General features: G+C 66.2%; 11 protein-coding genes. 9 read left to right on the top strand and 2 right to left on the bottom strand.

Annotated features, from left to right (window positions below):
* Positions 1 to 8: 8 nt before the first annotated feature.
* Positions 9 to 1,184: an MFS transporter gene (locus C7455_RS13005; RefSeq protein ID WP_109668903.1), complete on the bottom strand. Its 1,176-nt coding sequence runs from the start codon at positions 1,182 to 1,184 to the stop codon at positions 9 to 11.
* Positions 1,185 to 1,369: 185 nt separating this feature from the next.
* Here C7455_RS13005 and C7455_RS13000 point away from each other — a divergent pair, with 185 nt between their 5' ends.
* On the top strand, positions 1,370 to 2,386 hold the full coding sequence (locus C7455_RS13000; protein WP_109668901.1) for an extracellular solute-binding protein: 1,017 nt from the start codon (positions 1,370 to 1,372) through the stop codon (positions 2,384 to 2,386).
* A gap of 51 nt (positions 2,387 to 2,437) precedes the next feature.
* On the opposite strand, the gene C7455_RS12995 is transcribed toward C7455_RS13000, so the two are convergent.
* Positions 2,438 to 4,153 carry an ABC transporter permease gene (locus C7455_RS12995; RefSeq protein ID WP_170119077.1) on the bottom strand — a complete coding sequence of 572 codons (1,716 nt, stop codon included), beginning with the start codon at positions 4,151 to 4,153 and terminating at the stop codon, positions 2,438 to 2,440.
* 118 nt (positions 4,154 to 4,271) lie between these two features.
* Between C7455_RS12995 and C7455_RS12990 the strand changes: the two genes are divergently transcribed.
* The 8 genes from C7455_RS12990 (at position 4,272) to C7455_RS12955 (ending at position 13,271) form a co-directional block, all read left to right on the top strand.
* Entirely contained in the window at positions 4,272 to 5,111 is an 840-nt protein-coding gene (locus tag C7455_RS12990) for an arsenate reductase/protein-tyrosine-phosphatase family protein (protein WP_109668898.1), read from the top strand.
* On the top strand, positions 5,108 to 6,106 hold the full coding sequence (locus C7455_RS12985) for an ArsJ-associated glyceraldehyde-3-phosphate dehydrogenase (protein WP_109668896.1): 999 nt from the start codon (positions 5,108 to 5,110) through the stop codon (positions 6,104 to 6,106). Before C7455_RS12990 ends, C7455_RS12985 begins: the two co-directional genes overlap by 4 nt.
* Positions 6,103 to 7,365 (top strand): organoarsenical effux MFS transporter ArsJ, encoded by a 1,263-nt coding sequence (arsJ, locus tag C7455_RS12980; RefSeq protein ID WP_109668894.1) that lies wholly within the window; start codon positions 6,103 to 6,105, stop codon positions 7,363 to 7,365. The genes C7455_RS12985 and arsJ overlap by 4 nt, the downstream gene beginning before the upstream one ends.
* A 66-nt stretch (positions 7,366 to 7,431) precedes the next feature.
* A complete protein-coding gene (locus tag C7455_RS12975; protein ID WP_109668892.1) occupies positions 7,432 to 8,265 on the top strand; it encodes an OmpA/MotB family protein in 834 nt (277 codons plus the stop codon).
* Positions 8,266 to 8,368: 103 nt separating this feature from the next.
* Positions 8,369 to 9,670, top strand: coding sequence for a flagellar hook protein FlgE (locus tag C7455_RS12970; protein ID WP_109668890.1), 1,302 nt, complete (start codon positions 8,369 to 8,371; stop codon positions 9,668 to 9,670).
* A gap of 27 nt (positions 9,671 to 9,697) precedes the next feature.
* Complete coding sequence (gene flgK / locus C7455_RS12965) at positions 9,698 to 11,161, top strand: flagellar hook-associated protein FlgK (RefSeq protein ID WP_109668888.1); 1,464 nt, start codon at positions 9,698 to 9,700, stop codon at positions 11,159 to 11,161.
* A complete protein-coding gene (locus C7455_RS12960) occupies positions 11,158 to 12,168 on the top strand; it encodes a flagellin (protein WP_109668886.1) in 1,011 nt (336 codons plus the stop codon). The genes flgK and C7455_RS12960 overlap by 4 nt, the downstream gene beginning before the upstream one ends.
* Positions 12,165 to 13,271, top strand: coding sequence for a flagellar basal body P-ring protein FlgI (locus C7455_RS12955; protein ID WP_109668885.1), 1,107 nt, complete (start codon positions 12,165 to 12,167; stop codon positions 13,269 to 13,271). Before C7455_RS12960 ends, C7455_RS12955 begins: the two co-directional genes overlap by 4 nt.
* Positions 13,272 to 13,404 lie beyond the last annotated feature (133 nt).

Here is a 13,404-nt window from a genome sequence, read left to right as displayed (position 1 = left end):
CACGGACCCTAGCCGGTGCTGTCCTTCGACCACAGGTAGACGGACAGCCCGGCGAGGATCGCCAGACCGATGAGTCCGAACAGCGCGCCATAGGCCTCGGCGGGCGCGCGCGTTTGTTCCAGCGCGGCAAAGGTCGGCGCCGTGGCGAATTGCATCACGCCCGCCCCACCCATCCCGAACAGGTTGAGCAGCGTCACCCCCCGCCCCGTCAGGTGCGGCGGGCAAAAGCTGCGCCCGTGGCTGATGGCGATGGGGTAGGACGCCCCCAGAACGCCGATGGCTGCAAAGAGCGCGATGGCCTGCCAGAGGCCCGTCGGCGGCACCACCCAGAAACTCAACAGCAGCAGCGCGACCGCAGCATTGCCCACAAGAATGGGCAGCTTGCGGCTGCCCAGCCAGCGATCCGCCGGGCCATAGAGGAAATTGCCCGCCACCATCGCAAGCCCCATCACCAGCGTCGCAGTGCCGATCTGCGCCAGATCCGCGCTGAACCGGTCGCTGATGTAGGGGCTGATCCAAAGCCCGCGCAAACCGGCGGCGGGGGCGTAGCAAATGAACATCATCGCAAGGATCGGCCACAGGACAGGCATCTTGAGCAGGTCAATCAACGACCCGTTCGCCTCGCCCTCGGGCTTGGCGGGGTCGCGCACCAGAACTGCGATGGCCACCGCAATGAGGGCTGTGAGGACCGCGAAACTGCCCACGGTCGCGCGCCAGCCGAATGTGTCGATCAGCAAGGCCAGAGGCGCCGCCGACAAGATGTTGCCCAACGACGAGACCCCCACCGTCACGCCCGCCAGTGTGCCGAAGACGGCTGGCGCGAACTGGCGGGCAAAGATGAAATAGGTTGCCATCAGGATCGGCGCGCAGCCGATGCCGATCAACACCATCGCCACCGTGATCGCCCCCGGCCCCTGCGCCAGTGCAAAGACCGCAGCGCCCCCCGCGCCCCCGATCCCGAACAGGACCGAGGCCGTGCGCCGTGGCCCGAGCGTGTCGAGCGCCCAGCCGACCGGCAATTGCATCAGTGCGAAAGCCGCGAACCAAAGGCCCGAGGCGCGGGCGAGATCGCCGGTCGTGGCGCCGATCTCGGCCTCCAGCACCGGTGAGAGCACTGCCAGAAAGGCGCGGTAGAACTGACTCAGCATGTAGGCAACGACAAGAAACGCGATCCCGGCGCGCATGGTGTATCCTTCTCTCCCGCTTCGGCGCGCGACCCTGCACCGCCCGAACTGCCGCGACAAGCGCGCGCGGTTTCCGATCTTTTTTGTCAGGAATATTGACTCGGAGTTTGGGATAGGTTTCAAAGCACTCGACCTAGCTGAGTGTTTCAGTCAGGTATCCGACCGGACATCCAGGGAGACATTCCATGAACCGCACCCTTGCCGCCCTTTTGGGCACCGCGATCGCTGCCTCGGCGCTGACCGCGGCGCAGGCCCAAGAGCTCAACATCTATTCCTCGCGTCATTACGACAATGACGAAATCCTGTTCCAAGGCTTCACCGATGCCACCGGCATCGCCGTGAACCGGATCGAGGGCGAGGCTGACGAACTGATCGCCCGCATGCGGGCCGAAGGCGCCAACAGCCCCGCTGACATCTTTTTGACCGTCGATGCGGGCCGGATCTGGCTGGCCGATCAGGCCGATCTGCTTCAGCCTGTCGAGTCGGACGTGCTGAATGCGCGCATCCCCGTGCATTTGCGCCACCCCGATGGCCATTGGTTCGGCATCTCGCAGCGCGCGCGCGTCATCTTCTACAACCGCGAGACGGTCGAGAACCCGCCGTTGACTTATGAAGACCTGGCCGATCCGCAATATGCCGGGATGGTCTGCGCGCGATCGGGCAGCAACATCTACAACCTGTCGCTGATGTCCTCGATCATTGACGCCAATGGTGAAGCGGCGGCCCGGGAATGGGCGGCGGCCGTGCGTGGCAACATGGCGCGCGATCCGGCCGGCGGCGATACAGACCAGATCCGCGCCATCGTGTCGGGAGAATGCGACATCGCGCTGGCAAACAGCTATTATTTCCTGCGTGCGCTGGATGGTGGCGTCGACGGTCTTTCTGGGTCGACCGACATGATCGGTTGGGTGCATCCCAACCAATCCGACCGTGGCACGCATGTGAATGTGGCCGCAGCCGGCGTGGCGGTGAACGCGCCCAACCGGGACGAGGCCGTGGCCTTCCTCGAATACCTGACCACCGCAGAGGCGCAGGCCTTTTTTGCCAACATGAACAACGAATACGCCGCCGTACCTGGCGTCGGCCTTGCGCCGAACCCGGCCAGCCTTGGCTTGTTCCGGTCCGATGACCTGAACCTTGCCGTTCTGGGCGAGAACCAGCCGCTGGCGCAAACGATCTTCAACGAGGTCGGCTGGGAATGATCCACGCGCTTGCGTGACCGTGGCGGGCGCCCCTCAAAGGGCGCCCGTTTTCTATTCGGCGGCGCGACCGTCGACATCGGGGACGAATTGGCGTTCGGTCGTCGTCTCGCGCCCCAGACCGCGGCAGAGCAGGATGACGGGCAAAAGCCCCACCGCCGCGATCACCAGCGAGGGAACCGCCGCCTCGGCCAGCCGTTCATCGGCGGCCAGCCGGTGGGCCTGCACCGCCAGCGTGTCGAAGTTGAAGGGCCGCAAGATGAGCGTGGCGGGCAATTCCTTCATCACGTCGACAAAGACGATCAGCAGGGCCGTCATCAGCGATGGCCGCAGGATCGGCAGGTGCACCCCCCGCAGCATGGTGCGCGGCGTGCGCCCCAAGGTGCGGGCAACGGCGTCGATATTGGGGTTGATCGTCGACAGCCCTGCGTCATAGGCCGAGAGCGCGGCGGCCATGAAGCGGATCATGTAGGCCGCCACCAGCAGCCAGATCGACCCTGTCAGCAAGAGGCCCGTGCTGATCCCGAAGCTCTCGCGCATGAAGGCGTCGAGCGCGTTGTCGAAGGTCGCAAAGGGGACCATCAGCCCGACCGCGATCACGCCGCCCGGCACCGCGTAGCCGATGGCGGAAATGCGCATCGCCAGCCGCGCCCCCGGTGTCGGGTTCAGCCGGGCGTTGAAGCCAAGGATTACGGCGGCACTGACCGTCACGACGGCCGCGATGGCGGCCAGCGTCAACGAGTTCTGCAAGAACGCGAGATAGCGCGGCGTGAACAGAAGCTGACCCGAATCCCACCCCATCGACAGCAAGAGGCCCGCGGGTAATCCGAAGCCCAAAAGGACGGGTAAGGCGCAGAACACGATTGCGCCGAACGCCCTGATCCCCGTCAGGGAGATCGGCTGCATGGCCTCGAACCTGCGGCCCGCGCCGTGATGGCGTTGCTGCGCCCGTTGTGCCCGTTCGATCCACGCGAGCGTCAGGGCCACGACCAGGAGGCACAGGGCCAGCTGCGCCGCACCCGTGCGGTCGTAGTAGGAAAACCAGCTTTGGTAGATGCCGGTGGCGAAGGTCTGGACGTTGAAATACGAGACCGTTCCGAAATCTGCGAGGGTTTCCATCAGGGCCAGAAGCACGCCGCCGGCGATGGCGGGACGCGCGATCGGCAGCGACACACGGAAGAACGCACCCCAGGGGGTTTGGCCCAGCGTCCGGGCCGCGATATAGGCGGTTGCAGATTGCTGCAGGAAGGCCGCCCGAGCCAACAGGTAGACATAAGGGTACAGCACCAGCGTCAGCATCAGCGCCGCGCCCCCCAACGACCGGATCTGTGGGAACCAGTAGTCGCGTGGGCCCCAGCCGGTCAGGTCGCGCAGCGTGGTCTGGACCCAGCCCGGATGCGACAGGAAATCTGTGTAGGCATAGGCCAGCACATAGGCCGGAAAGGCCAGCGGCAGCGCCAGAGCGATCTCGAACAGCCGCCGGCCGGGGAACCGTGTGGCGGTGATCAGCCATGCGGCGCCTGTGCCGATGATGGCTGTGCCCGTCCCGACCATCACGATCAGCTGAAGGGTCGTGCCGACGTAGCGGGGCAGCACCGTCTGCGCGAGGCTGCTCAGCGTGTCGAGGCCGCCGGTCAGGGCCGCCAGCGCCACGGCCGCCATCGGCAACAGGCACAGGCCCGCAGCCAGCCATGCCAGCGCGGACAGGCGGCGTGGATGGTGGGAAGGGTACTTTTGGGCCATGGGCAGGGGTGTGTTCCGGGCAGTCATTCAATCCGACACCTTTTGTCGGGATTTCCCGTGAATGCAAGCAACCGGGCGGATGGTGGGCCGCTCTGTCGCAAAAGCTTCACTTGAGCGGGTCAAATATTTCGGTACTTCGAGAATTATGGAAATAAGCCTCACTTGCCGATTCGCAGCCCTGAGCCATCCCGCCCGGTTGGATGTCGTGCAGCTCTTGATCCGCCGCTACCCCGACAAGGTGCCTGCCGGAGAGATCGCCGAGATCCTCGGACTGAAGCCCAACACGCTCAGCACCTATCTGGCCGATCTGGTACAGACGGGGCTGATCACCCGCACCCGCCAAGGCACGTCGCTGCGCTATGCCGCGGACATGGCCGGCCTGCGGGACATGACCGACACCCTGTTACGCAATTGTTGCCGAGGGCGGGCAGACCTGTGTGCGCCCGTGGCCTTTCCTGACCTCACCGGAGATCGATCCATGCCCGACCGCCGCTACCACGTCCTGTTCATCTGCACCGGAAATTCCGCCCGGTCGATCTTTGCCGAAACGATCCTGCGCGACATCGAGGGCGACCGGTTCGAGGTGTTCTCGGCCGGGACCAGCCCGCAGTCGGCACTGAACCCGATGGCCGTCGAGATGTTGCGTGCCAAGGGCCACGATACATCCGGCCTGCGCGCCAAGAACGTGACCGAGTTCCAGGGTGAGGATGCGCCTGAGTTCGATTTCATCTTCACAGTTTGCGACCGCGCCGCGAACGAGGCCTGCCCGCCCTGGCCGGGTCAACCGATGTCGGCCCATTGGAGCACCCCCGACCCGGTCAAGGCGACAGGCACCGAAGCAGAGCGGATGCTGGCCTTTCAGCACGCCTACGGCATGTTGCGCAACCGCATCGCGGCATTCACCGCGCTTCCGCTTCACACCCTTGACCGTATTTCGCTGCAGCATGCGCTGGACGGCATCGCCACGGGGGAAACGGCGCAATGACGACCTATGCGCTGAACGGGCTGGGCCGGATCGGCAAGCTGGCGTTGCGACCCTTGCTGGAACGCGGGGCCAAGATCGCATGGGTGAACGACGCAATTGGGGATGCGGCGATGCACGCGCATCTGTTGGAATTCGACACGGTGCACGGGCGTTGGCGGGCGGATATCACCAGCGACGAGGGCAGCATCACCATCGACGGGGTACGCTTGCCGGTGCTGAACGAGCGCGACCCGGCGAAGCTGCCGCTGGATGGCGTCGACGTGGTCATCGACTGCACAGGCGTGTTCAAGACGGCGGCCAAGATCGCACCCTATTTCGATGCGGGCGTGAAGCGCGTTGTGGTCAGCGCCCCGGTCAAGGACGGGGGGGCCGCGAACATCGTCTATGGCGTCAACCATGACATCTACGACCCCGCGCAGCACCGCATCGTCACGGCGGCCAGTTGCACGACCAATTGCCTCGCCCCGGTGGTCAAGGTGATCCACGAGGCGATCGGCATCAAGCACGGCTCGATCACGACGATCCATGATGTGACCAATACGCAGACCATCGTGGACCGCCCCGCCAAGGATCTGCGGCGCGCGCGGTCGGCGCTGAATTCGCTGATCCCGACGACGACCGGCAGCGCCACGGCGATCACGCTGATCTACCCCGAACTCAAGGGCAAGCTGAACGGCCATGCCGTGCGGGTGCCGCTGCTCAACGCTTCGCTGACCGATTGCGTTTTCGAGGTGGCGCGTGCGACGACGGCGGAGGAGGTGAACGCGCTGTTCAAGGCCGCGGCCGAAGGTCCGTTGCAGGGCATCCTTGGCTACGAGGAACGGCCGTTGGTCAGCGCCGATTACACCAACGACACGCGGTCGGGCATCGTCGATGCTCCCTCCACCATGGTGGTCAACGGCACGCAGGTGAAGATCTACGCCTGGTATGACAACGAGATGGGCTATGCCCACCGGCTGGTCGATGTGGCCCTGATGGTCGGTGCGGCCCCATGACCGACACCGCAGGGCGCCCCGAGGGCTTTGCTGCCTATATAGCGGTCACGGCGGCCTATTGGGCCTTCATGCTGACCGATGGCGCCCTGCGGATGCTGGTTTTGCTGCATTTCCACACGCTGGGGTTTTCCCCGGTGCAACTGGCCTATCTGTTCATCTTGTATGAGATCGCGGGCATCGTGACGAACCTCAGCGCCGGTTGGATCGCTGCGCGCTTTGGTCTGACCGCGACGCTTTATGCCGGGCTTGGTATCCAGATCGTGGCCCTTCTGGCGCTGGCGCAGCTTGACCCCGCCTGGGGCCTGACCGCCTCGGTCGTCTTCGTCATGTGCGTGCAGGGGCTGTCGGGGGTGGCCAAGGACCTGGCCAAGATGTCGTCGAAATCGGCGGTCAAGGTGCTGGCGCCCGCGGGCGACGGGTCGCTGTTTCGCTGGGTGGCCGTGCTGACCGGCTCGAAGAACGCGGTCAAGGGGGTGGGCTTCCTGTTGGGGGCGGCGATGCTGGCCTTGGCGGGTTTCGTGCCGTCGGTTCTTGCGATGGCGGCCGTGCTGGCTGTGATCTTGGCGGTGATCGTGCTGCGCATGCCCTCTGGCCTTCCGACGGGGCGCAAGGGGGCGAAGTTTTCCGAGGTCTTTTCCAAGTCCGCCAACGTGAACTGGCTGTCGGCGGCGCGGGTCTTCTTGTTCGGAGCGCGCGACGTGTGGTTCGTCGTCGGCATCCCGATCTATTTCTACGCGGTCTTGTCGGATGGCACGGTCGCGGGCAACCGCGTCGCTTTTTTCACCATCGGCACCTTCATGGCGGTCTGGATCATCCTTTACGGCGCCGTGCAGGCCAGTGCGCCGCGCCTGTTGCGGGCCAGAGCGCGGGGCGAGGCGGTGCTGGTGCGCGAAGCCTGGACATGGGCCGCCGCGCTGGCCGTTTTGCCCGCGGCCCTGGCAATCTTGGTCTGGTGGGCCGGTGCGCCCGCCACATGGCTGACCGCAACGCTGATCGCGGGGCTGCTGGCCTTTGGCGCGGTCTTTGCGATCAATTCCGCCCTGCACTCCTACCTGATCCTTGCCTTCACCAAGGCTGAACGGGTCACGATGGACGTGGGCTTTTACTACATGGCCAACGCCGCCGGGCGCTTGCTGGGCACGTTGATGTCGGGACTGTCCTACCAGATCGGCGGGCTGCCCGCCTGTCTGGGTACGGCTGCCGTCATGCTGCTTCTCAGCGCGGTTCTTGCGCAGCGGCTGCAACCGGCGACACCCTGAGCGCGCGTTAGGCGGCTGTTCATGTTCGGGATGCTACGGCTTGCCCATACATCCCGCGGACCAGCCATGACCGAGAACACGACACGCCCGATCATCATAAAGCGCAAGAAGGTCATCGCCGGCGGCGGCCATCACGGTGGCGCGTGGAAGGTGGCCTATGCCGATTTCGTCACGGCGATGATGGCCTTTTTCATGCTGATGTGGCTGCTCAACGCGACCACCGAGCAACAGCGCAAGGGCATAGCCGATTACTTTTCGCCCACCATCCCGATCACCCGCATCTCGGGCGGGGGCGACGGCGCCTTCGGCGGCGATAGCCCGTTTTCTGAAAACACCATCGCCCAGAACGGCACCGGGGCGACCAACCTGCGCCCGACCGAGGGGCGCGAAAGCCTCGGCCTGTCGGGCACCGACCACGACGCCGCCGCGCGGGAGGAGGAAAGTGCCGAGCTTGCCGCCCTGGCCGAGGCCCTGACCGGCGACAGCGTGATGTCGGAGAACATGCTGGCCCATGTGCAAACCCGCCTGACCGACGAAGGTCTGGTGATCGAGATCTTCTCGCGCCCCGGTCTGCCGCTGTTCGACCCCGATACCGGGACCCCCGCGCCTTGGCTGTCTGATCTGGCCGCCGTCATGGCAAGCCTGTTCGGCACCGTGATCAATGCCATCGCGATCGAGGGGCATGTCGCCGCCGAGCCGATCGTGGTGGCCAGCGAAACCCGCTGGCGTGCCTCGACCGACCGGGCGCAGGTGTTCCGCGCCCTGCTGGAACGCGCTGAACTGCCCCCGCGCCGGATCGTCCGCGTGACTGGTCACGCCGATCGTGAACCCGCAACCGAGAACCCGATGGCGCTGCGCAACGAGCGGCTGGAGATCATTCTTCTGCGCGGAGACATCTAGGGGGCGCAGGGAAACTCGGTCGAATTTGATCTGTTAGGACCGTCTTAATCGCGCGCCGCCCATGGTTGGCCCCAAATCCTGATGCAGCAGAAAGGCGCATGAGATGACGATTTCTTCCTCGCTCAATTCCGGGGTCGCGGGCCTTCAGGTGAATGCCAGCCGCCTTGCCACCATCGCCGACAACATCGCCAATTCCGGCACCTACGGCTACAAGCGCGTGGTCGCGGATTTCCATTCGCTCGTCATCATGCAAAGCGACGGCACCTATTCGGCGGGCGGTGTGCGCGCCTCCACCTCGCGCATGATCGACCAGCGCGGTACGCTGGTGACCACCAACAACCCCACCGATCTTGCCATCGGCGGGCGCGGCATGCTGCCGGTGACCAGTGCCGCCGCGCTCAACGGGCCGGGCAATGACCTGCCGGTGCGGCTGATGACCACCGGGTCCTTCCGCCCCGATGCCGAAGGTATCTTGCGCACCCAGACCGGCGAAGTGCTGATGGGTTGGCCCGCCAATGCCGATGGGACCATTCCGAACTTTCCAAGAGATACGTTCGACGGGTTGCAGCCCGTGGTGATCAACACCAACCAGTTCGCGGGCGATCCCACGACCTTCATGGAGCTGTCGGTCAATCTTCCCGCGACCTCGACCGATGCCACGGGGGATGGTCAGCCCTTCGTGATGTCGGCGGAATATTTCGACAATCTCGGCACTTCCCAATACCTTGAGATCACCTTCAGCCCTACCGTTCCCGCCACGGGCATGAGCCACACCTGGACGATGGAAGTGCGCGACAGCGCCTCGGGCGGGGCTGTGATCGGTGAGTATACGGTCACCTTCGACGATGCGCGCGGCAATGGCGGCAACCTGGATACCGTCACGGTCGTGTCCGGCGGCGCCTATGATCCCGCGACCGGCGCGGTCGGCCTGACCGTGGCCGGTGGCCCTCTCGAGCTGCGCATCGGCAGGCCCGGCGTGGCCGGGGGCCTGACGCAGCTTTCCGACACCTTCGCGCGTGCGCCCGTGGTCAAGAACGGGTCGCCCGTGGGCGATCTCAGCCGGGTGGAGGTGGATGCCAACGGGTTCTTGCATGCCATCTACGACAGCGGCATCACCCGCGTGATCTACCAGATCCCCGTGGTCGACGTGCCCAACCTCAACGGGCTGACGACCGGTGACAACCAGACCTATTCGATCTCGCCCGACAGCGGTCAGTTCTTCTTGTGGAACGCAGGCGATGGCCCGACCGGCGAGATCGTCGGCTACGCGCGAGAGGAATCGGCGACCGACGTGGCGGCGGAATTGACCCAGCTGATCCAGACCCAGCGGGCCTATTCCTCAAACGCCAAGATCATCCAGACCGTGGACGAGATGTTGCAAGAAACCACCAACATCAAGCGCTGATCCGCGCCTCCGGCGGGACCCTGAGCCATGAGCATTTCCAGCGCCCTTTCCAATGCCCTGTCCGGTCTGACGGTATCTTCTCGGGCCGCCGACATCGTGTCGTCAAACATCGCCAATGCGATGACGGACGGCTACGGCGTGCGCAGCCTCAACATCTCTGCCCGGGCCTTCGGCGACATGGGCGCCGGGGCTTTCGTCACCGGCGTGACCCGGAGCGAGGATGCGGTCCTGATCGGCCAGCGCCGCCTGACCGAGGCGGAACTGGCCTTTCGCAACGCTCAAGGCGGCTACCTGACTCGGCTCGAGGCGCTGATCGGAACGCCCGACATGGCCGGCAGCCTTGCCGCGCGCAGCGCCGGCTTCGAGGCGGCGCTGGCCTCCGCCGCCGCAAACCCGCAGGCGCAGGTGCGGCTGGCCGGTGCCGTCGATGCCGCCACAGCGCTGGCCGGAACGCTCAACACCATCTCCGACGGCATACAGGCAGAACGCCTGCGCGCCGAGGGGGGCATCGCCACCGCTGTCGCGCGGATCAACGGCGCGCTTGATCAGCTGGCGACGCTGAATACCCGCATCCGGCAAGACACCAGTGGCGGCCGCGATGTCTCGGCGCTGCTCGATGCGCAGGCGCAGATCGTCAACGACATCGCGCCCTTGATCCCGTTGCACAGCCGCCGTGACCAGATGGGCGCGCTGCAGCTGTTCAGCGCCGATGGCCAGCCGCTGCTCGATGGTCGCCCTGCCGTGCTGTCCTTCACGCCTGTGACGGTGATGGAGGCAGACATGACCCGCGACAGCGGCGCGTTGAGCGGTCTTGCCCTCAACGGGCGCGCGCTTGCGATGTCGGGCGCTCAACCGGCGCTGGGCGGCGGGCACCTCTCGGCGCTTTTCGCCTTGCGCGATGACTGGGGCGTCGGCGCGCAGGCCTCGGTCGATGCCGTCGCCCGCGATCTGGCCGGACGCTTCGATGCCGCAGGCCTTGACCCGACCCTCGCCCCCGGTCAGCCGGGCCTGTTCACCGATGCGGGAGCCGTGGCTGACTCGGCCAACGAGGTCGGTCTGGCAAGCCGATTGCGCGTCAACGCCGCCGTCCGCCCCGAGGAAGGCGGCGCGCTGTGGCGGTTGCGCGACGGTCTGGGCGCCTCGACAGAGGGCCCGGTGGGACATGCGAGCTTCCTGCAGGCCCAACGCGACGCTCTGGGCGCGCGCGACCTGACCGTCTCTGGCGGGTTCTCCGCCACCGCGCGGAGCTTTGCCGGGCTGGTGGCCGATCACCTGTCCGGTGTGGGCATGGCGCGGCAATCGGCCGAAACGATGCAATCCCATACCGCCGCACGCTTTGGCGCCCTGCGGCAGGAGGAGCTGGCCCAAGGGGTCGATACCGATGCCGAGATGCAGCGCCTGCTCCAGATCGAACAGATGTTCGCCGCCAATGCCCGCGTCGTATCCGCCGCGCAGGAGATGATCGACCAGTTGATAAGGATGGGCCGATGAGCCTGAACGGGATCGGGGACGCGGCGCAATTCCACCGCCTGCGACAGGATGGAACCCGCCTTCAGCAGGAGTTGCAGCGCCTGACCGGCGAGCTCAGCACCGGGCGTCAGGCCGATCCGGGGCGCGCCACGGGGGGCGATTTTTCGACACTTGCCGAACTGGGCCGGTCGCTGCGGTTGCAGACCGCTTTCGCGCAATCCATCGCCGAAGCCGGGATCGATGCCAACGGGCGGCAGGCGGCCCTTGAACGGATCGAGGCCGAGATCGACGGTTTCGCGCCTCATATCCTTGGCTTTGCGACGGGGGGCAGCCTGGAGGACATGGCGCTTTCGCTGGCCGATGCGCCGGAACGGTTCTTGCAGACAGTCGCGGCCCTGAACACCAGCAGTGCCGGCAAATCCCTTTTCGCGGGTGATGCCCCGGATCGGCCGGCGCTGATCTCGGGCGGGTCCATGCTCGCTCAAGTGCGCCTCTTGGCCGATGCGGCCGCCACCGGGGCCGACCTGATCGCCGCGGTCGAGGATTGGTTCCTGAACCCCGGTGGCGGTTTCGACACGCTGGCCTGGCAGGGCGGTGCCGGGCCCGGCGCGCCCGCAATTCTGGGCGAGGCGCAGGCCGAACAGACCGGCATCACCGCGCGCGATCCAGCCCTGCGCGAGGTTCTGGCAGGGCTGGCCCTTGCCGCCCTTGCCGCCGAGGGCCGAGGGCCCGGCGCCGAGAGTGAGCGGCGCACCGTGGTGAGCGCCGCGGCCGCGCGGTTGGAGCGGGGCGAGGATGCGCTGATCCGCCTGCGCTCCGATCTGGGTGCATCGCAGGCCCGGATCGAGGACGCCCGCGTGGCCAGTGAGGCGGCGCGCGCCAGCATCGAGATCGAGCAGGCGCGCCTGACCGGCAGCGATCCCTACCGGGCCGCGACCGATCTGCAGGCCGTCCAGACCCGGCTGGAACAACTCTATATCCTGACCGCGCGCCTGTCGCGCCTGACCCTGTCGGAGTATCTCAGATGATCCGTATCGCCATGACGCTGCTCGTCGGCCTGATGCTCCTGCCGCAAGCGGCGCTTTCCACGCCTGTCCGCATCAAGGATCTGGTCGAATTCGACGGGGTCCGGGGCAACGATCTGGTGGGCTATGGTCTTGTGGTCGGTCTGAACGGCACCGGCGACGGCTTGCGCAACGCCCCTTTCACCGAAGAGATCATGGTCAACATCCTTGAACGGCTGGGCGTCAACGTGACCGGCGAACAGTTCCGGCCGCAGAATGTAGCGGCTGTGATCGTGACGGCGACATTGCCCCCTTTCGCCCGGCAGGGAAGCCAGATCGACATCACCGTCTCCGCCATCGGCGATGCCGACAGCCTGCTCGGCGGCACGCTGGTGATGACGCCCCTGACCGCCGCCGATGGCGAGATCTATGCCGTCGCCCAAGGCTCGGTCATTGCCGGCGGCGCCTCGGTGGAGGGAGATGGCGCCACCATCGTGCAGGGCGTGCCCACGGCCGGGACCGTTCCCTCGGGCGCCCGGATCGAGCGCGAGGTGGATTTCGAGCTTGCCGATCTCACAACCGTCCGGCTTGCCCTGCGCAACCCGGATTTCACCACCGCTGCCCGGATCGAGCAGGTCATCAACGCCGATTTCGGCCGCTCGGTGGCCGCGATGCTGGATGCGGGCACGGTCCTGCTCGACATCGACGCGACGCGGGCCCCTTCAGCGGCACATGCCTTGATGCGGGTGGAAAACCTGCGGGTCGAGCCCGAACGGCGCGCGCGCGTCGTGGTCGATCAGCGCTCGGGCACCATTGTTATGGGCGAAGATGTGCGCATCAGCACGGTCGCCGTAGCCCAGGGCAACCTGACCCTCAGGATCGAGGAACGGCCCATCGCGGTGCAACCCAACCCCTTTGCCGAAGGCGAAACGGTGATCGTGCCGCGCACCGAGGTCGGGCTGGCCGAGGAGGAGACGACGGGCCTTGCCGAAGTACGCGAGGGCACAAGCCTGTCGGACGTGGTCGCGGCGTTGAACGCGCTGGGCGTGTCCCCGCGCGAGATGATCGACATCCTCAACGCGATTCAGGCGGCGGGTGCGCTGCATGCGGAGTTCATCGTGCGCTGAGCGAGGGCGCGCGCCCCGTCACTGGCACGCGCCGTTGTATCGGGCGTTGGCTATGCGGCTCTAGCGGATCTGTGAACAGGTGTTGGCGCCGCAGTTGGTCTGCACCGCTCTTGCAACTGTTGCGGTCTGTATC

The sequence above is a fragment of the Roseicyclus mahoneyensis genome, from assembly GCF_003148775.1.
GTDB lineage: Bacteria > Pseudomonadota > Alphaproteobacteria > Rhodobacterales > Rhodobacteraceae > Roseicyclus > Roseicyclus mahoneyensis.
Note: the sequence above shows the minus strand (reverse complement) of the source record. Positions and strands in the feature narration are given on the sequence as shown.